This is a genomic window from Pseudomonas sp. GW821-FHT02A11, assembly GCF_059421985.1.
The window spans coordinates 1-18,001 of record NZ_JBWKWB010000041.1; the positions used below are offsets into that span (position 1 = coordinate 1).

At 60.9% G+C, this 18,001-nt stretch carries 19 protein-coding genes and 1 pseudogene; 13 read left to right on the top strand and 7 right to left on the bottom strand.

All coding sequences use genetic code 11. The annotated features are described in order from the left end of the window. Positions 1 to 64: 64 nt before the first annotated feature. Positions 65 to 976 (bottom strand): DMT family transporter, encoded by a 912-nt coding sequence (locus tag AC07V9_RS28645; RefSeq protein WP_495019012.1) that lies wholly within the window; start codon positions 974 to 976, stop codon positions 65 to 67. A gap of 144 nt (positions 977 to 1,120) precedes the next feature. Here AC07V9_RS28645 and AC07V9_RS28650 point away from each other — a divergent pair, with 144 nt between their 5' ends. Continuing rightward, entirely contained in the window at positions 1,121 to 1,999 is an 879-nt protein-coding gene (locus tag AC07V9_RS28650; protein WP_495018986.1) for a LysR family transcriptional regulator, read from the top strand. Between the two features lie 155 nt (positions 2,000 to 2,154). On the opposite strand, the gene AC07V9_RS28655 is transcribed toward AC07V9_RS28650, so the two are convergent. Both AC07V9_RS28655 and mdaB read right to left on the bottom strand, forming a co-directional pair. Then, complete coding sequence (locus AC07V9_RS28655; RefSeq protein WP_495018987.1) at positions 2,155 to 3,051, bottom strand: LysR substrate-binding domain-containing protein; 897 nt, start codon at positions 3,049 to 3,051, stop codon at positions 2,155 to 2,157. A gap of 63 nt (positions 3,052 to 3,114) precedes the next feature. Continuing rightward, on the bottom strand, positions 3,115 to 3,699 hold the full coding sequence (gene mdaB, locus AC07V9_RS28660; RefSeq protein ID WP_495018988.1) for an NADPH:quinone oxidoreductase MdaB: 585 nt from the start codon (positions 3,697 to 3,699) through the stop codon (positions 3,115 to 3,117). On the opposite strand from mdaB, the gene AC07V9_RS28665 reads away from it, so the two are divergent. Together AC07V9_RS28665 and AC07V9_RS28670 are read left to right on the top strand one after the other, a co-directional pair. After that, positions 3,698 to 3,883 carry a hypothetical protein gene (locus AC07V9_RS28665; protein WP_495018989.1) on the top strand — a complete coding sequence of 62 codons (186 nt, stop codon included), beginning with the start codon at positions 3,698 to 3,700 and terminating at the stop codon, positions 3,881 to 3,883. The genes mdaB and AC07V9_RS28665 overlap by 2 nt on opposite strands. Before the next feature lie 31 nt (positions 3,884 to 3,914). Beyond that, complete coding sequence (locus tag AC07V9_RS28670) at positions 3,915 to 4,229, top strand: putative quinol monooxygenase (protein WP_495018990.1); 315 nt, start codon at positions 3,915 to 3,917, stop codon at positions 4,227 to 4,229. 1 nt (position 4,230) lies between these two features. On the opposite strand, the pseudogene AC07V9_RS28675 reads toward AC07V9_RS28670, so the two are convergent. Beyond that, positions 4,231 to 4,994, bottom strand: a pseudogene (locus tag AC07V9_RS28675) (sulfite exporter TauE/SafE family protein). Positions 4,995 to 5,247: 253 nt separating this feature from the next. On the opposite strand from AC07V9_RS28675, the gene AC07V9_RS28680 reads away from it, so the two are divergent. Then, complete coding sequence (locus AC07V9_RS28680; RefSeq protein WP_495018991.1) at positions 5,248 to 6,186, top strand: LysR family transcriptional regulator; 939 nt, start codon at positions 5,248 to 5,250, stop codon at positions 6,184 to 6,186. 61 nt (positions 6,187 to 6,247) lie between these two features. Beyond that, on the top strand, positions 6,248 to 6,592 hold the full coding sequence (locus AC07V9_RS28685) for a cupin domain-containing protein (RefSeq protein ID WP_495018992.1): 345 nt from the start codon (positions 6,248 to 6,250) through the stop codon (positions 6,590 to 6,592). Between the two features lie 132 nt (positions 6,593 to 6,724). On the opposite strand, the gene AC07V9_RS28690 is transcribed toward AC07V9_RS28685, so the two are convergent. Continuing rightward, the gene (locus AC07V9_RS28690; protein ID WP_495018993.1) at positions 6,725 to 7,543 is read right to left on the bottom strand and encodes an isocitrate lyase/PEP mutase family protein; all 819 of its coding nucleotides are present in this window, start codon (positions 7,541 to 7,543) and stop codon (positions 6,725 to 6,727) included. Between the two features lie 146 nt (positions 7,544 to 7,689). On the opposite strand from AC07V9_RS28690, the gene AC07V9_RS28695 reads away from it, so the two are divergent. The 8 genes from AC07V9_RS28695 to grxC all read left to right on the top strand — a co-directional run bounded on the left by AC07V9_RS28695 (position 7,690) and on the right by grxC (position 15,300). After that, entirely contained in the window at positions 7,690 to 8,796 is a 1,107-nt protein-coding gene (locus AC07V9_RS28695) for an alpha/beta hydrolase (protein ID WP_495018994.1), read from the top strand. 16 nt (positions 8,797 to 8,812) lie between these two features. Beyond that, on the top strand, positions 8,813 to 9,742 hold the full coding sequence (locus AC07V9_RS28700) for a ThiF family adenylyltransferase (RefSeq protein WP_495018995.1): 930 nt from the start codon (positions 8,813 to 8,815) through the stop codon (positions 9,740 to 9,742). A 45-nt stretch (positions 9,743 to 9,787) separates the two neighbouring features. Then, the gene (locus AC07V9_RS28705; protein ID WP_495018996.1) at positions 9,788 to 11,011 is read left to right on the top strand and encodes an MFS transporter; all 1,224 of its coding nucleotides are present in this window, start codon (positions 9,788 to 9,790) and stop codon (positions 11,009 to 11,011) included. Continuing rightward, complete coding sequence (locus AC07V9_RS28710) at positions 10,986 to 11,651, top strand: GNAT family N-acyltransferase (protein WP_495018997.1); 666 nt, start codon at positions 10,986 to 10,988, stop codon at positions 11,649 to 11,651. Before AC07V9_RS28705 ends, AC07V9_RS28710 begins: the two co-directional genes overlap by 26 nt. Before the next feature lie 20 nt (positions 11,652 to 11,671). Then, complete coding sequence (ectB, locus tag AC07V9_RS28715) at positions 11,672 to 12,967, top strand: diaminobutyrate--2-oxoglutarate transaminase (protein ID WP_495018998.1); 1,296 nt, start codon at positions 11,672 to 11,674, stop codon at positions 12,965 to 12,967. Next, positions 12,967 to 13,677 (top strand): iron-containing redox enzyme family protein, encoded by a 711-nt coding sequence (locus AC07V9_RS28720; protein ID WP_495018999.1) that lies wholly within the window; start codon positions 12,967 to 12,969, stop codon positions 13,675 to 13,677. The genes ectB and AC07V9_RS28720 overlap by 1 nt, the downstream gene beginning before the upstream one ends. A gap of 283 nt (positions 13,678 to 13,960) precedes the next feature. Further along, positions 13,961 to 14,884 carry a LysR family transcriptional regulator gene (locus tag AC07V9_RS28725; RefSeq protein WP_495019000.1) on the top strand — a complete coding sequence of 308 codons (924 nt, stop codon included), beginning with the start codon at positions 13,961 to 13,963 and terminating at the stop codon, positions 14,882 to 14,884. A gap of 161 nt (positions 14,885 to 15,045) precedes the next feature. Next, positions 15,046 to 15,300 (top strand): glutaredoxin 3, encoded by a 255-nt coding sequence (grxC, locus tag AC07V9_RS28730; protein WP_495019001.1) that lies wholly within the window; start codon positions 15,046 to 15,048, stop codon positions 15,298 to 15,300. 119 nt (positions 15,301 to 15,419) lie between these two features. Here the strand turns inward: grxC and mmsB are convergent, their stop codons facing one another. After that, entirely contained in the window at positions 15,420 to 16,307 is an 888-nt protein-coding gene (gene mmsB, locus AC07V9_RS28735) for a 3-hydroxyisobutyrate dehydrogenase (protein WP_495019002.1), read from the bottom strand. A gap of 148 nt (positions 16,308 to 16,455) precedes the next feature. After that, positions 16,456 to 17,982 (bottom strand): CoA-acylating methylmalonate-semialdehyde dehydrogenase, encoded by a 1,527-nt coding sequence (locus AC07V9_RS28740; RefSeq protein WP_495019003.1) that lies wholly within the window; start codon positions 17,980 to 17,982, stop codon positions 16,456 to 16,458. Positions 17,983 to 18,001 lie beyond the last annotated feature (19 nt).

The window sequence follows — 18,001 nt, forward strand, 5'->3', positions numbered from 1 at the left end:
CGATTGCGTCCATGCAGACGCATTGATGTTGGATAGCACACCGCAATCGCGGGCAAGCGCGCTCCTACAGGTCTTTGACCCCCACCCGTTCACGCCGCAGATTCAACGCCAACACACTGCTCAACACCACCACTGCGCCGACCATCACAATTGGCGACGGCATCTCGCCGAGCAACACGCAGGCGATGGCAATGGCCATCGGCGGGGTCAGGTACAGGCTCATGGACGCGCGACTGACATCCATGTGCTTGAGCACGTAGGCCCAGGCCAGATACGCCAGCGCACTCGGGAAGAAGCCCAGCACACCCACCGCGACATTGACCCGCAGCGGCGCGTTGAGGATTTCACCCATCAGCCCAGGCAAGTAGATCAACAGGAAAAACGTTCCGGCCCACACGGTGTAGCAGACCATGGTCAGCCCGTCGTAGCGGTGGCTGTAGCGTTTTTGCAGGGAGAAATACACGCTCCAGGAAAACGCCGCGAGCAGCACCAGCAGGCCTCGCGCATCGACGTGGCCCAGATCGCGGTCGCCCATGATCACGATCAGCACACCGATCAGCCCCCAGGCCACGCAGGTCCAGCGCCAGCCACTGACGCGCTCCTTGAACACGAAATGGGCGAGCAGCGCGGTAAACAGAGGCATCGACTGAATCAGCACACTCGACGCGCCCGCGGTAACGCCGGGCTGGCCGAAATTGAGGGCGATGTGGTGCAGGCTGACAGCAAAGAACCCCAGCACCGCCAGCAACGGCAGGTCGCGCAGACGCGGCAGGGCGATGCGCATCGACGAGGCGATGAGCGCCATGAACACCGACGCGATGATGAAGCGCAGCAAGGCCAGGTGACCGGGGTCGTAACCCTGCAGGCCGATACGAATGCCGGCGGGCGAGTAGCCCCAGCAGGCGATCACGAATAAGGTCGCCAACGCCACCTTCACACCCTGCCAGCGCGGCCCTGGCGTGGCCGTTTCCTCCATCAACGCTGCCGGTTCGTTTGCCACGCTCATCATTGCCACTCCTGTCCGCAGGCCCGACGCCTGCTCGATGACAGCGAGTATCAAAACAACTTATGCTCACCACAACCGAACAATAATGACTCAACCATTCACTTTTGGTGACGTATGGAACTGGCCCAGATTCACATGTTCAAGACCGTTGCCGACACCGGCAGCATCGCCCGCGCCGCCGAGGTGCTGCATTGCGTGCCGTCGAATATCACGGCGCGGATCAAGGCACTGGAAGCCGAGTTGAGCGCCGATCTTTTCTTCCGTCATGGTCGCGGCCTGAAGATCAGCCCGGCGGGGGAAATCTTCCTCGCCTATGCGGCGCGCCTGCTCAGCCTCGCCGATGAAGCCAAACGCGCGGTGCATCCGGATGCCACGCCGTCCGGGCCTTTGCGCATCGGCGCCATCGAGTCCTCGGCCACCTCGCGCCTGCCTCGATTGCTCGCGCGGTTTCATGCGCGCTACCCCGACGTCTCGCTGGAATTGACCACCGGCACCGGCCCGCAACTGCTGGATGCGACGCTCAATCACAAGCTCGACGGCGCGATCGTGGCCATCGACGTCAAGCGCCCACGGCTCAAACGCACCTCGATGTATCGCGAGGATCTGGTGCTCATCGCGGCGCAGTCCCTGGGGCCGATTCGCAGCGCGGCGGATTTGCAGGGCAAGTCGATTTTCATGTGGCCCGAGGGCTGCCCCTATCGCGCGGCGCTGGAGCGCTGGCTGCTGAACGCCGGCCGGACCCAGCCGATCATCAGCATCGCCAGCTACGGCACGATTGTCGGTTGCGTCAGTGCCGGGGCGGGCGTGGCGCTGGTGCCCAAGGGCGTGTTCGAGCAGTACCACAAAGGCTCGGGCTGGGTGGGGTATGAATTCCCGGAGCTGACGTCTGTCGACAACCTGTTCTACTGGCACGAAAACGCCGAACACCACCCGGCGCGGGAGGCGTTTGTAGAGATGTTGCGCGCGGAGTTCAGCAAGGTCGGCGCGGGCTGAATCAAATCTCTCTGACGCGGATGATCGACCTGTGGGAGCGAATTCATTCGCGTGAGGCCCTTACCGTCGATAGAGATTTATCGCCTGTCAGCCCGTCTCGCGAATGAATTGGCTCCCACAGAGATGGGTGTTCCGTCAGCCAGATTGCACGTCAGTCACGTAGCGTAATTGGCCAGCTTCTGCTGTATGAAATTCAGGAAACACTGAATCCTCAGCGCCAGCTGCGAGTTGCGGTAGTACACCGCGTGAATCGGCTGACGATAGCCGCTGTTGGCATCGGAGAGGATGACTTTCAGGCGACCCAAGCGAATGTCTTCATGGGTCATGAAGTGCGACAGGCAGACAATCCCCTCCCCCGCCAACGCCAGCTGACGCAGGGTCTCGCCGCTGGACGCCGACACCGTCGGGTGAATGAACAGCCGGTCGCCATCGGCATGTCGCAGGGGCCAGTGGTTCAGGGTTTCGGTCTGTGTGAAGCCCAGCAGCGAATGCCCGCTCAGCCCGTCGACAGTCTTCGGCGTGCCGTATTTTTTCAGGTATTCGGGGCTGGCGAGGATGTTCAGCGGGCTGGTGCCGAGGGCGCGTGCGTGCAGCGTCGAATCCGCCAGCGCGCCGATGCGGATGGCCACGTCGGTGCTCTGTTCCAGCAGGTCGATGATCAGATCGTTGCTGTTCAATTCCAGCTGGATATCAGGGTACAAGGCGCGGAATTCGGCCACATAGGGCACGATGGAATGCAGCATGAACGGCGAGGCGGCGTTGATCCGCAAACGACCGGACGGCGTCTGCTGGCGCAGCGACATGCGCTCCTCCAGCTCTTCCATCTGCCTCAGGATTTGCCTGGCGCGTTCGAGGAAAAACTTGCCTTCCTCGGTCAGGTCCATGCGCCGCGTGGTGCGGTTGATCAGGGTGGTGTCGAGCTTGGCCTCAAGCCGCGACAGGGTGCGGCTGATGGCCGAGGGGGTCTGCCCCATCTGTTCGGCGGCGGCCGAAATCGAGCCGTTTTCAATCACACAGACGAACACCTGCAATTCATCGGATCGGGCTTTCACTGTTGTCCTCCGCTCAAAACAGCCTGGATATTAGCCCTGTTTCGAGCAAAGGACAGCCGCCATTCAAATGCCGAACACCGACGCCAGGTGCGCCTCGTAGCGTTTCACGTCGGCTTCGATGTTCGGCACTTTCATCACGTCCACGGCCAAAAACGTCGGCAGGCCGGTCATGCCGAGGAACTGATTGGCCTTGTGGAACGGGAAATACACCGCGTCCACGCCCTTGGCTTCGAAGAAGTCGGTCGGGTCTTCGAAGGCTTGCTGCGGCGCATTCCAGGTGGCGGAAATCATGTACTGCTTGCCCTGCAACAGCCCGCCGCTGCCGTATTTCTGCGAAGCGTCGGAGCGGGTGCGACCATCGTTGGCGTACAGGCTGCCGTGGCCTTCGGTGAACACTTCGTCAATGTACTTCTTGACGGTCCACGGCGCGCCCATCCACCAACCCGGCATCTGCCAGACGATGACGTCTGCCCAGAGAAACTTCTGCACTTCTTCGGCCACGTCATAGCCGCCGTCGATGAAGGTCTGCTTCACATCGAAACCGGCGCGGTCCATGAAGGCCAGCGCAGCGTCGTGCAGTGTGGCGTTGTAGCGGCCATCCGAGTGAGCGAATTGCTTGCCGCCGTTGAGGAACAGGATCTTTTTCATGCAAAGCCTCGTCGTCGCTCAGGCGCCAGGCAAATCGAAGCGGCGCGGTTTGAGCGTTGATAATGGGAAGGGTCAGGACTGGAATGGACGGCAGGATAACGACTGGTCGGGCGCTGAAAAAGCGGCGCGCAGGCAAAAAACCTTTGCTTTAAAATCACAAATAAGCGAGGAATTGTTGACTTAGAATTCGGACTCTTTCATTAAAGGAGGTCGCCATGAGCGAGCTGCACGGTTTCATCCTTCACGCCCAGACCAAGCCGGAAAAAGCCGCGGAGTTCGAAGCGCTGTTCAGCGGCTATGTTGCCGCCAGCCGCAGCGAAGATGGCTGCATCGAGTACCACATGCTGCGCGACCAGCAGGACCCGACGCTGTTCATCTTCTACGAAATCTGGCAATCGAAGGCGCATCTGGACGTGCACTCTGCGCTGCCGCACATGGCAAGTTTTTTCGAGCAGCGCATGGATTATCTGGTTCGGGATTTCGATATCCGGCGCGTGGACATGATCAGCCCGTCGTCAGCCGTTCGCTGAATCATCCGGCGATCAACAAGTGCAGGCCGAGCAGCGCCATGCCGATGAAGAACACGCGCTTGAAGGTCGTGGCGCTGATGCGTTGACGCAGCCACTGGCCAAGCATCATGCCCAGCAGCGCCGGGATCACAGCCAGCAATGAAGCGCTCATCTCGGCGCTGCCCAGTGCGTCGTTCCAGAACAGTCCGGCGCCCAAGGCAAGGGTCGACACGGTGAACGACAGCCCCAGCGCCTGCACCAGCTGATTGCGATCCAGGCCCAGCCCGTGAAGATAGGGTACGGCCGGAATCACGAAGACCCCGGTTGCCGAGGTGATCAACCCTGTGATCAGGCCGCACACAGCTCCAGCCAGGACTCGGCGCGGGGCGGCACCTTGAGGGTCGGCAGACACAACCCGCACATCGCATAGATGAATAACGCCCCGCCCAGCGCCCGGCCCATGTCGTGGGCGCTGCCCATGCCCATCAGGTACGACCCCAGGCCGGTGCCGACAACGATCATCACCAACAGCGGCCACAAGCGTCTGAGCGAGCTGCGCAAGTGCCCGCCTGCGGCCAGTTGCCAGAGGTTGGTGAAAGTCGATGGGATCAGCAAAAGGGCCGCAGCCTGCGTCGGCAACATAGCCACGCCCAGCAAACCCATTGCGACAGTGGGCAGACCCATGCCGATCACGCCCTTGACCGTTCCGGCAAGCAGGAAGGCCAGCAGGACCAATACAGTCAGGCTCCAGCCAAGGTTTTGGTACAGCGAAAAGAAAGTCGTCATGGGGGTATGGTGGGCCTGTCCTGCAGGGTTTTAAATCTGCGATATATTGAGCCAGCCTTCGTTTTAAACAGAACCTGCCGAAATATTCGGTATTACGGTGGGCGACAATCCCCTGTGGGAGCGAATCCATTCGCGAAAGATTTCACAGGCGATAGCAATGTGCCGTCTGCACTGGCCCGTCGCGAATGAATTCGCTCCCACAGGGGGGACAGCGTACGGCCGGAACCCTCGGCAATCGCACAGAGCGGAAAACATGCACTTCGACCTGATCGACCTCAAACTCTTCCTCAACGTCACCGAAGCCGGAAACATCACCGCAGGCGCCGCGCACAGTCATCTGTCTCTGCCATCGGCGAGCGCGCGGATCCGCGGGCTGGAGTCGTCGTTGGGTATCACGCTGCTGGAACGGGGTCGTCGCGGGGTCACGCCCACCGCAGCGGGCAAGGCATTGGCGCAACATGCGCGGTTGATCCTGCAACAGGTCGAGCGTCTGCACGCCGACCTCACCGATTACGCTCAGGGTTTCAAAGGCCAGATCCGCCTGCTGTGCAACACCTCGGCGCTGAGCGAATACCTGCCCGAAACACTCGCCGAGTTTCTCGCCAATCACCCCAACATCGACATCAGCCTGGAGGAACACCCCAGCCTGCGCATCCTTCACGCCGTGCGTCATGGCACGGCGGACATCGGCATCATCTCCAACGCCGTCGACGCCAGCGACCTTGAAACCCTGCCCTTCTGCGCCGACCCGCTGACGCTGATCATGCCCCTTGATCATCCCCTCGCCGAACAGGTCGATTCCAGCCACGGCAGCCTGCGTTTCAGTCAGGCGCTGGGGTACGAGTTCGTCGGGCTGGGGGTCAACAGCGCCATGGCGATTCACCTCGAGGAACAGGCGTTGCACTTGGGCCGCCGCATCAAGACCCGCGTGCGTGCAGAAAGCTTCGACGGCGTATTGCGCATGGTGCTGCGTGGCGCGGGGCTGGGGATCGTGCCGCAAGCGGCGGTCGAACGTTTTCAAGAGGCCACGCGTTTGAAAAGCGTGCCGTTGAGTGACCGCTGGGCGGATCGGCAGCTCCTGTTGTGCGCGCCGGACTTCGACGCGCTGCCGGAATACGCCAAGGCGCTGGTGCGGCATTTGCGTCGCAAAACTGCGTTTCCAGGCACCCCGATGTCGAGCACAGACAACTGACGCACCTGCAGGCCGCCTAAGGTGGGCGAGCGCAACTTTCGCCACCTTTTCTGGAGCTGTCATGAGCAACTCGATCGTCCTTCTTCGCGACACCACGCCACTGCCCGTCGTTGACGCCTGCAAATGGGAGCGCATCGGCGGCGACCCCCACACCGTCAACCTCAACGCCTACACCAGCGCCGACGGCGAGAAGATCATGGGCACCTGGATCTGCACGCCAGGCAAGTGGTACGTCGAGTACACGAAGTGGGAATACTGCGACTTCCAGGAAGGCTACTGCATCATCACCCCGGAAGGTAAAGAGCCGATTCACCTGAAGGCTGGCGACAAGTTCATCATCGAGCCGGGCATGAAAGGCACCTGGGAAGTGGTTGAGACGGTTCGCAAATATTTCGTGTTTGCCTGATCAACGCGCGAACACTTCTGTGTAGCAGCGCTGCTTGCCAGCGGCGGCAATTAAGAAAACGCCACCGCCGGCGAGCCGGACGCTTGGCTGCGCTTCTGCCGAAATGGGACGCCTCGATCCGCCCCCCTCGACTCAACGCATGATCTTGTCCAGCCGATCCAGCGGCAGCGCGCGTTGCATGTAGTCCATCCCGGTGACCTGATCCAGCTCCGCCAGCACCATCGCGATCTGCTTGTAGGCGGCGCGGAACAGGGTGCTGCCGAGGCTCACCCGTTGAACCCCAGCCACCCTCAGGCGATCGATGGTCATGCGCTTGGATGGCAGCACGTTGATCGGTTTGCTCAGCTGGCTCTGCACCATCCGCAGATCATCCATGCTGCGCAGCCCGGGCGCAAACAGGCAATCGGCCCCCGCAGCCTCGAACGCGGTCAGGCGCTCGATGACTTCACTCAATGAGTAACCGTGGGGCCCGAGCAGGTAATCGGTGCGTGCGGTTATCACGAAATTCGGGTTGCGCGTGCGCACCGCTTCACAGGCCGCGCCCACTCGCTCCTTGGCCTGCTTGATGCTGAAGAACACCGGCCCTTGCGCCTGGCTGTAATCGGCGATGTCCTCGATGGACGCCCCACCACAGCCCATGTCGGAAATCTGCCGGAAATTGCTCTCCACCCCTTCAGACGTTCTCGCCAGGCCGTTTTCCAGGTCCGCGCTCACCGGGATGCGCACGGCCCGCACGATCCGGTCTATGGCGTCGAACCTGAGCTGGTTGTCCATCGTCACGGACGAATCGCGATACCCGTGCGCGTACGCGATGCCCGCGCTGGTGGTGCCCAGGCTCGGGTATTCCAGTTGCTCGATCATCCGCGCGCTGCCCTCGTCCCATGCGTTGGGCATGACGAACAGGGGACTGCCGGGCCGGTGCAGATCGTTGAAACGCTTGCTTGCATTCATGAATGGCTTCCTCCCTGAGCGCAAGACTAATCGTCGGCCGGTTTAATCCCCATTCAAAAAAATTGAATCTGTTTCAAAAATCGTGAAAAGACAGCCCACTCTGATCATGAAAGTCTTGCCGCACCCAACACCCAGGACGCACTTTCATGAAACGGACCGTAACCGCTTTATTGCTTTCGATCGCCTGCACGACAGCAATCGCTGCAAACGTTAATGCCACGCAAACAGCAACTACCGCCCTTGACTCCGCCAAACTTGAAACATTCAAGTTACCCGACAGCACCTTGAATATCGCACTCTGGCATGACGCCGCCAGTGGCCCGCAACGCACGACACTCAAAGAATCGCAAGTTGTACTCTTTGTTCATGGCGCAACCATTTCCGGGAAGTTATCCGCCGGGTACGCCATTGACGGTTATTCCTGGTCGCGGGATGTCGCCAACTCCGGGCGCGATGCCTGGGTGGTGGATCTACCGGGCTACGGCCGCTCCGACGACTACCCCGAAATGCGCAAGGCCGACGCCCACGCCATGAGCGATCCGGTGGGCAACGCCAAGAGTCTGGTGCCGGTGCTGGACGCAGCAGTCGACTACATCCTCAAGCAGAGCGGCGCGAAGAAGCTGACGATCATCGCCACCTCCCGAGGCGCCATTCCAGCGGGCTATTACGCCACGGCGCACCCGGAAAAGCTGGACAAGGTGGTCTTCAACTCGCCCATCGTGCGCCGCGACAACATTGACCCGGCGATCATCAATGGCCTGTTCGGCAACGCCGACCGGCCGGCGCTGAACTACTACGAAATCCCCATGGACAAGCGCCTGGCCATGCTCACTGACGACCGCCCGCAAGGCACCGACGTGCAGCTGGAAGATGACTTCATTAAACACTGGCCCAAAGACTCCTTATCGGAACGCGGCACGCAACAAGGCACCATTAAAGTGCCGGGTGGGTTTGCCCAGGATATTTATGACGCCTGGCACGGTACCTATTGGGACCCGGCAAAAATCAATGTTCCGGTATTAATTACCCGTGGTGATTACGACCATGTATTGACCACCCGCGATGACACTGACTGGTTATATGCCCACTTAACCAACGCCCCCAGTAAGCGCTCCGTGCTGATTGATAAAGGCACCCACGCCATGTTGTTTGAAAAGAAGCGCTTTGAGTTGTATCGCGAAGTTCAATTATTTCTTAATGGCTCTTATACCCCACTGGCTTTGACCTGCAATTTCTGCGGCGGCCGCAATTAAAAAAAGGAGCAACACCATGCTGAAGAAAGCACGCATCGTCACCCTGCAAGGGGTACTCAACGAAAAGGTGTATCAGGAGCGCGTCTCGCGCAGCGGCTGTTTTCTGGGTAACACCCTGCCCGAACAGGTGGCCAATCAGGCCAAGCTGTCCAACGCCGTGGTCGGCGTGGCAGGCGCCGGGGGCATTGGCGGCGCAGTGGCCTTGGGGTTGGCGCGCCTTGGAGTGCGGCACATCAAGATCGCTGACCCGGATTCCTTCGAGATCAGCAACATCAACCGTCAGTTTGGCGCGTCGCTGGCCACGGTCGGGCGCAACAAGGCGCTGGTAGTCGCCGAAGAAGTGCACAAGCTCGCCGGCGACGTGACCATCGAGGTTTACCCCGAAGGCATTCAGAAGCACACCGCTGACGCCTTTGTCGAAGGCTGCGACCTAGTGCTCGACCAGATGGACTTCTACAGCATCGGCGAGCGCTACGCCCTGCACCGCGCCTACCGCAAATCGGAGAAGTGCAAAGGCATGCTGGCCTCCTCGGTTGTCGGCTGGGGCGCCAACATCTACAAGTTCGAGAAGGACGGCCTAACCCTGGAAGACTTCTACGGCATCCCCGAAGACGTGCAGATGACGCCCGAGCTGGTCGACAAGCTGGTGAAACTTCAGGCCTCGTACCAGCCGCGTTTCCCCAGTATTCCGGACATCTACGGGTGGATGCAGGACACCGGCAACGTGCCGATCCTGTCCATCGCGCCGACCGCCTCGCACTACCTGATCCTCTGCCGCTCGACCCTGATGCTCTGCGATCTCGAAGGCGCGCCCTACAGCACGCCGCTGCCAGCGATGCCCAAGTACTACTGGTTCGACGGTTCGACCTTCGACAACGGCATCTACGAGTTCGACGGCCAGTGGGCCAATCCCGACGAACACCAGAAACACTTCAACGTCGCCTGATGCATCACGGCCCTCGCCTGCGGGGGCCACACCGAGGTCTGTGTCTTGAACACCCCAACCCCTCCCCTTGAAACCCGCGACATCGGCCTGCTCCTCACCGGGTCCGGCCTGTGGTTCATCTGCGTGGGCATCCAGAGCATTTTCTTGCCCTGGGTGCTGATCAGCGTGCTGCACGTCTCGCCGTTTCAGTTCGGCGTGGCGCAGATGTGCCTGATGCTGCCGGTACTGATGCTGGTGCTTTACGGCGGCTATCTCGCGGACAGAAAGCCGCTGCGGCGCTGGTTGACGCGTATTTACCTGCTCGCGGCACTGGCGGCCCTGTTGTTTGCGGTCTGGGATGCGCAGTCTTCGCTGAGCTATCCGAAGGTCCTGCTCTACTCCCTGCTGTTCGGCGTGCTTTCGGCTTTTTGCGCCCCGGCGCGGGAGGCCTGGCTGAATGTGCTCGGTCAGCGGCAGTTGCAGAAGATCGTCACCCTCAACATCGGCGTCGAGTTCGGCATCCAGGTCATCGGCTACGCCCTCGGCGGGCTGGTGTCGTGGCTGGGCATCAGCCTGATGTTCGTGCTGCTGGCGCTGCTGTTTGCCTCGGCCTCGTTCAGCGTCTCGCGCATCTCGACCACCACGCCGGCCAAGGCGCATTCAGGGCTGCTTGAGGAAACCCGCGAAGCCTGGCGCTTCTCGGTGGCGCATCCGGTGATCTTAGCGGTGCTGTTGATCAACGGGTTGATCGGGGTGTTCTTCCTCGGCTCGTACTTCGTGGTCATGCCACTGCATCTGGCGCAACTGGCGGGCTACGACGCTTCGCTGCTGGCGACGGCGAACATCGTGTTCATGCTCGGGCTGATCGCCTCGGTCGCCACGCTGGTGCTGTCCGGCGGCGTGCAGAACAAGCAACGCACGTTGATCGTCGCCTGCCTGATCGCCTCGCTGTGTCTGGCCGCAATGCCTTTCGTTTTCAACCGCTGGCTGCTGCTCGCGCTGCTGTTCGGCTGGGGGTTTCTGGGCGGGATTGCCCTGAGCATGGGCCAGACCCTGATCCAGGAAAACGCTCCCGCGCGCAACAAGGCGCAGGTGCTGGCGCTGCTGATGCTGTTCTTCATGGGCGGCAATCCGCTGGGCTCGTTCGTCCTGGGCACCCTGCTCGAATACTGCGACGCCACCTCGGTGGGCCTGATCAGCGCGAGCGCCATGATCCTCGCCATCGCTGCCCTCTCGTACACACATAATCTCTGGAGTCTGCACTATGACAACGTCAACTCTGCCGCTTGATTTCCCGGTGCCGATCCGACGCACCAATCAGGTCTGCATTGCCTCAACCGACGCCGACCTGGCCAAGGTCCGGGCTATCTGGGAAGAGGTCTATCAAGAAGAACTCGGCTGGCTCGATGCTCAGAGCACCGACCCGCGCAACGACCGCTATCACGCCGCCTCGGTGTACCTGCTGGCCACCGGCAACGAGGGAGAACCCATCGGCGTGATGCGCATGGTCATCGACGGCGTGCAGGGCCTGCCGGTGGACAACTTCATCGACATTTCAGCGCTGCGCCAATCGGCCCAAGGCGCGCTCGTGGAGTGCGCACGCCTGATGGTGCCGGCGCGTTATCGCGATCAGAAGTTTGCCGCCTACCCCCACGGCGTGTTCGCTGCGCTGGTCAAGGCGGCGCTGCATCACTGCCTGAAAGAGAAAAACTACAACGTGCTGGCCAACTGTTTCGTCGACACCCGCACCACGCCAATCAAGGCCCTGACCCACATGGGCTTTCGCGATCTGAATATCCGCTTTCGCGACGAACTCAAGGAAGCCTCCGAATGCACGGTGCTGCACCTGGACATCAAAGACATGCTGTCGATCTTTTATGGCCAGGAAAACGGGCTGGGCAACTACATCATGATGCGCAACGCCGGCTAATGCCGCGCAGGACGGACCCTATGAACTCACCCACTTCGATCTACCGACTCGAATCCAACGTGCGCGCGTATTGCAGGGAATGCGACGTGGTCTTCGCCACGGCATCCGGCGCCACCCTCACCGACATCGACGGCCTGCGTTACATCGACTTTTTCGCCGGTGCAGGCTCGCTCAATTACGGTCACAACAACCCCTATCTGAAGAAACACTTGCTGGCGTACATCGAACAGGACGGCGTGACCACGACCCTGGATTTTCACAGCGACGCCAAGTCGCGCTTCATCGAGCGCTTCGAGCAGGTGATTCTCAAGCCCCGTGGCCTGGACTACAAACTGCAGTTCACCGGCCCCACCGGCACCAACGCCGTAGAAGCCGCGCTGAAACTGGCGCGCAAAGTGACCGGGCGCTCGACGGTGGCGGCCTTCACCCACGGGTTTCATGGCGTTTCCCTCGGCGCGCTGGCCGCCACCGCCAACGCCGATAAACGCAGTGCGGCGGGGGTGGAGCTGTCGAACATCGTGCGCCTGCCCTACGACGGCTTTTTCGGCCCTGACATCGACAGCGCCGAGATCATCGCCGCCCTCTACAACACGGCAGGCAGCGGCTATGAAAAACCGGCGGCGATCATTCTGGAAACAGTGCAGGGCGAAGGCGGCCTGAACTGCGCGCAGCCTCACTGGCTCAAGCGCATCGAGCAACTGTGCAAGGACCTCGGCGCGCTGCTGATCGTCGACGACATCCAAGCAGGTTGCGGGCGCACCGGCACCTTCTTCAGTTTCGAGGCGGCCGGGATTTCCCCGGACATCGTTTGCCTGTCGAAATCCATCAGCGGCTACGGCCTGCCGATGTCGCTGGTGCTGATCAAGCCTGAACACGACTGCTGGGAACCGGGCGAACACAACGGCACCTTTCGCGGCAACAACCCGGCCTTCGTCACCGCCTGCGCAGCGCTGGACTACTGGCAGAACACACGATTGCAGGATGCCATCGCCGTGAATGCCGAGCTGATGCGTAGCAGCCTTGAGCAGATCATCGCGCGTACATCCCCTGGCATTGCCCACGTGGTAGGGCGCGGCATGTTTCTGGGCCTCAGGTTCAACGAGCCGGGCCTGGCCGGGAAACTCGTCGCCGCCAGCCTTGAGCAGGGCCTGCTGGTGGAAACCTGCGGCCCCGAAGGTGAAGTCCTCAAACTCATGCCACCGCTGACCATCGACACCGCCACCCTGACCCTGGGCCTAGAAAAGCTGGAGCGCGCCTGCTTCAGAACCCTTTCCATCAACGCCACACCCACTGACGCCCTGCGAGGGATCGCCTGATGAACACCCTGACTCAACGCTTCACGACCCAGTACGCCTACCAGAACGACAGCGATTTCATCCTGCAGGAATTGGCGCAATTAAAAGAGCAGATGATCGAGCAGATCTCTCGCCACCCCTTTCTCATCGGATGCCGCAACGGCCGGGTGTCGCTGGAACGCCTCAAGGGTTTCCTGGTGCAGCAGGGTAAATACAGCCATTTCTTCACCCGTTACATCTGCCAGCTGATGGTCAATCTGGAGTCCAACGAGGACGTGCTCGACCTCTTCGACAACCTGTTCGAGGAGATGGGCTTTGGCGAGGTCACCGAGCCGCCGCACTCGCAGGTCTATCGCGACATGCTGAACAGCTTCGACCTGCACCTGGAGTCGTACCCGACGCAGGCAGCGACCCAACGGCTGATCAACACCATGATGAATTTCTGCAAACAGCCCGAAGGGGTTTATGGCCTGTCCGCCCTGTGCCTGGGCGCGGAAGCCATCGTGCCGTCGCTGTACAGCGACATCGTCAGCGGTTTCGTCAAACAAGGTGTGCCGCTGGAGCAACTGAAATTCTTCACCCTGCACATCGAATGCGACGACGGCCATGCCGACACCATGCTGGCGATCCTTTCGCGGCTGGTCATCGAAAAACCGGCGCTGTTCGAAGTGGTGCGTCACGCCGCGTTTCTGATGATTCAGGCGCGTTTGGAGTTTTTCGACGCCCTGTAAGCGTTGCGGCAGGCCGTGCTTCTGCGGCCTGCCGCTTGCCCTCGTCTTGCCCTCGTCTTGCCCCCGCCCTGCCACTCTCCAATGCCATGAACACGACCAAATGCCGCTCCTCCGGTCTTGCTAGCACTTGCACATCAACGGGCATTCGGCCCACCATGAACGCGATGAACCATATGGCCAAAACGCTCGGCCCAGACCGGCGCGACCACAATAGCCATCACATGAACGCGGGTAGTGGACTGATTCCAACCGCCGGAATCAGCCATTTCAGGAAAAGCACTGCATGTCTCGAATTTTCGATGTTGATACCAACCTCTGGCGCACCTTCAAATCGGTCAGCGAGACGCGAAGCATTACCCGCTCCTCGGCTGCCCTGTGCAAGACGCCACCGGCCATCAGCATGCAAATAAAAAAGCTGGAAGAGTTGCTCGACCTGCAGTTGTTCGTGCGTGGCGATCATGGTTTCAGGCTCACTCCCATCGGCGAAGAGGTCCTGATGACCGCCGAGAAAATCCTGACCATGAACGACAACCTGTTCCGGCTTAAAGACAAGATCAATTCCTACGAACTGCGTTTGGGTCTGCCTGACGATTATTCGCTGTTCTTCCTGCACGACATCATTCGCGCCCTGAATACCCTTGAACCGACCATTCACCTCAACGTGACCTGCAAGACCTCGCAGCTGCTGATGACGGATGTCGAGCACGGCAATCTGGACCTGGTGATCATCGCCACGCCTGAAGGCCAGCATGTGGCCAACGCCGAGCACATTCGCTTTGAGGAACTGCACTGGATTGGCGAGCAGTCGCTGATGCAACCGGGTCTGCCGCTGCCGCTGGTGCACTTTCCGGAGGGCTGCATCTGTCGCGAGATTTCGGTCAATGCGTTGCGCATGGCGGGGATCGAAGCGCGGGTGACCTTCACCTCGGACTCCAACTTCTCGGTGTTCAATGCCATCAACGCTGGCGCTGGCATTGGCCTGAGCGAGCGTTCGCTGATACCCAAGACCACGCCGATCATCGAAAGCACGCTGCTGCCCGTCCTGCCGCGCATCGAACTGCGCACCGTGGCCAATTACGAGCGCATCCCGAAATTCACCCTGTCTCAGGTCTCGGCCAGGATCAAGGCGAGCATCAATGACAGCTGCGCGGCGCTGGTGGCGGATCGCGAGCAGCCTGAGCCTCTGCGTCGGCAACAGTTGTTCTGAATACCCTTTGAAAGCTATCGGACCGATAGACGACGTTAGCGCGGCAACACCAGTGGCAGCGGTATAGGATGTCATCCGTCATGAATGGCTTTGCCCAGCGCAGAGCCGTTCCCTCATTGCCCAAGGCTGTCTGTCAGCAGCCACCCCGGAGCTTAACGATCATGTCTGAAGTCACCCTTTACACCACCAACACCTGCCCCTACTGCGTGGCGGCCAAGAACCTGCTCAAGGCCAAGGGCGTGAGCTACAACGAAATCAACGTCCAGACCTCGATGGAACAGCGCACCATCATGATGGAACGCAGCGGTCGCCGCACCGTGCCGCAGATTTTCATTGGCGAGCATCATGTCGGCGGGTTTGATGACATGGCCTTGCTGGAACGCAAAGGCGAGTTGAATGCATTGTTGGCACTTTGAGTTGACAGGCCTGGGTAGGAGCGCGCTTGCCCGCGAATGCAATGGTCAGAACCACATGTGTTGGCTGACACTCTGCTATCGCGGGCAAGCGCGCTCCTACATGATTGGCGCTGTGCAGCTCAATCCTTCTTCAAATACCCCTCGATCACCGCCGAAAAATCCTTCCCGCCATCCCCGCGCAAACTCATCGCCTGATAGAGCTGATGGGCCAGTGCGCCGAGGATCACCGGCTGACGGGCCGCTTTCGCCGCATCGGTCGCCAGGCCCAGATCCTTGAGCATCAGCTCGGCGCCAAAACCGCCCGTGTAACCCCGCGAGGCCGGGGCGGTTTCAACGACGCCGGGCCAGGGGTTGTACATCTCCGAACTCCAGCAGCGTCCGGTCGAGCTGTTGATGATGTTGGCCAGCACGCCGGTGTCGATCCCCAGGCTGTTGCCCAGAGCCATGGCTTCGGCCACGCCGATCATGGAAATCCCCAGCAGCATGTTGTTGCAGATCTTGGCGATCTGTCCGGTGCCGACGTCGCCGCAATGCACGATGTTGCGCCCCATCTGCGCGAGGATCGGCTTGAGCACCGCGTAGTGCTCAAGGCTGGCGCCGACCATGAAGGTTAACGTCCCGGCCTGGGCGCCACCCGTGCCACCGGACACCGGCGCATCCCCCACCACCACGCCTTGCTTGGCTGCCGCCACCGCAACATAACGAATGGTCTGCGGGTCGATGGTGCTGCAGTCCACCGCAGGCACCCCGGCTGAAATCCCCGCCAGCACGCCGTCCTCGTTCAGATAGACCGCTCGCACATGGGCGGCCGCCGGGAGCATTGTGATGACCAGCTCGGCGCCTTGGGCTGCGTGTTTGGGTGACTCACTGATGCGACTGCCCAGTTCCGACAGCTCGGCCAGCACCTGCTGATTGAGGTCGAACAGGTGCAACTGATGCCCGGCGCGGATGAGGTTGCGCGCCATCGGCGCCCCCATATTGCCCAGACCGATGAATGCGATTTTCATGGTGTTCTCCTTTTCAGATTCAAGCGCAGCACCTCTGTGTAGGAGCGCGCTTGCCCGCGATGGGGCTCTTTCAGTCAAATCATCTGCAACTGACAGACTGCTATCGCGGGCAAGCGCGCTCCTACAGGATTTGCGCCGCGACGGCTGCTCAACGCAAATGGATCGTCGTGTTCACCCCGTCATTCACGCTGTCATCGTCGAACCAGCGACTGGTAACGGTCTTGGTCTGAGTGTAGAACTGCACCACCTGTTTGCCGTACGGACCCAGATCGCCGAGCTTGGAGCCGCGCGAGCCGGTAAAGCTGAAGAACGGCACTGGCACCGGAATCGGGATGTTGATGCCCACCTGGCCAATGTCGATTTCGTTCTGGAACTTGCGCGCCGCCGCGCCGCTCTGGGTGAAAAGGCCCACGCCATTGCCGAACGGATTGCTGTTGACCAATTCGATGGCCTGATCCAGCGTGTCGACTTCCAGCACCACCAGCACCGGGCCGAAGATTTCCTGGGTGTAGATCTGCATCTGCGTGGTCACCCCGGTGAACAGGGTCGGGCCGACGAAATTGCCCTCTTCGTAACCGGCGACCTTGACGCCACGCCCGTCCAGTTCCAGCTTCGCCCCTTCCCTCACGCCGCTTTCGATCAAATCGAGAATCCGCTGCTTGGCGCGTTTGGAAATCACTGGCCCGACATCAGTGCCCGGCTCGCTGCCCGCATTGACCTTGAGCTTTTGCGCCAGCGCCTTGAGGTCAGGAATCCACTGCTTCGAGGCGCCCACCATGACCACCACCGACGTGGCCATGCAGCGCTGCCCGGCAGCCCCAAAGCCTGCGCCGACCAGCGCGTTGAGGGTCTGCTCGCGGTTGGCATCCGGCAGCACCACGGCATGATTCTTGGCGCCCATCATCGATTGCACGCGCTTGCCGTGTTTGCCTGCCAGGTCATAGACATGGGTGCCGACCGCCGTCGAACCGACGAACGATACAGCTTTGATGTCCTTGTGGGTGCAGATCGCATCGACCACTTCCTTGCCGCCGTGCACGACGTTGAGCACGCCCTTTGGTACGCCCGCCTCGACCGCCAGTTCCACCAGCAGCATGGTCGACATCGGGTCCTGCTCGGACGGTTTGAGCACGAAGGTGTTGCCACAGGCGATGGCCATCGGGAACATCCACAACGGGATCATCGCCGGGAAGTTGAACGGCGTGATGCCCGCGCAGACGCCGATGGGCTGGCGCAGGGTATAGGTGTCGACGCCGCCCGCGACATTTTCGGCGAACTCGCCCATTTGCAGGGTGCCAATGGAGCAGGCGTGCTCGACCACTTCCAGCCCGCGAAAGATGTCGCCCTCGGCGTCGGCGATGGTCTTGCCCTGTTCGGCGCTGAGCACCACGGCGATCCGTTTGGAGTGCTCGCGAATCAACGCCTGCAGCTTGAGCATGATGCGCATGCGCGCGCCGATGGGGGTATCTCGCCACGTCTTGAAGGCCCTTTGCGCGGCAGCGACGGCGGCGTTCACTTCATCGGCGGTGGCAAACGGCACCTTGGCCAGCACCTCCTGGGTCGCGGGGTTGACCACGTCCAGCCATTCGCGGGTTTGCGACTCGACCCATTCACCGTCGATCAGCAGTTTCACGTGGGCCACGGTGGTGTTGTTCTTGTTGAGGGAAACATTCATTGCAAGGTTCTCCATTTCG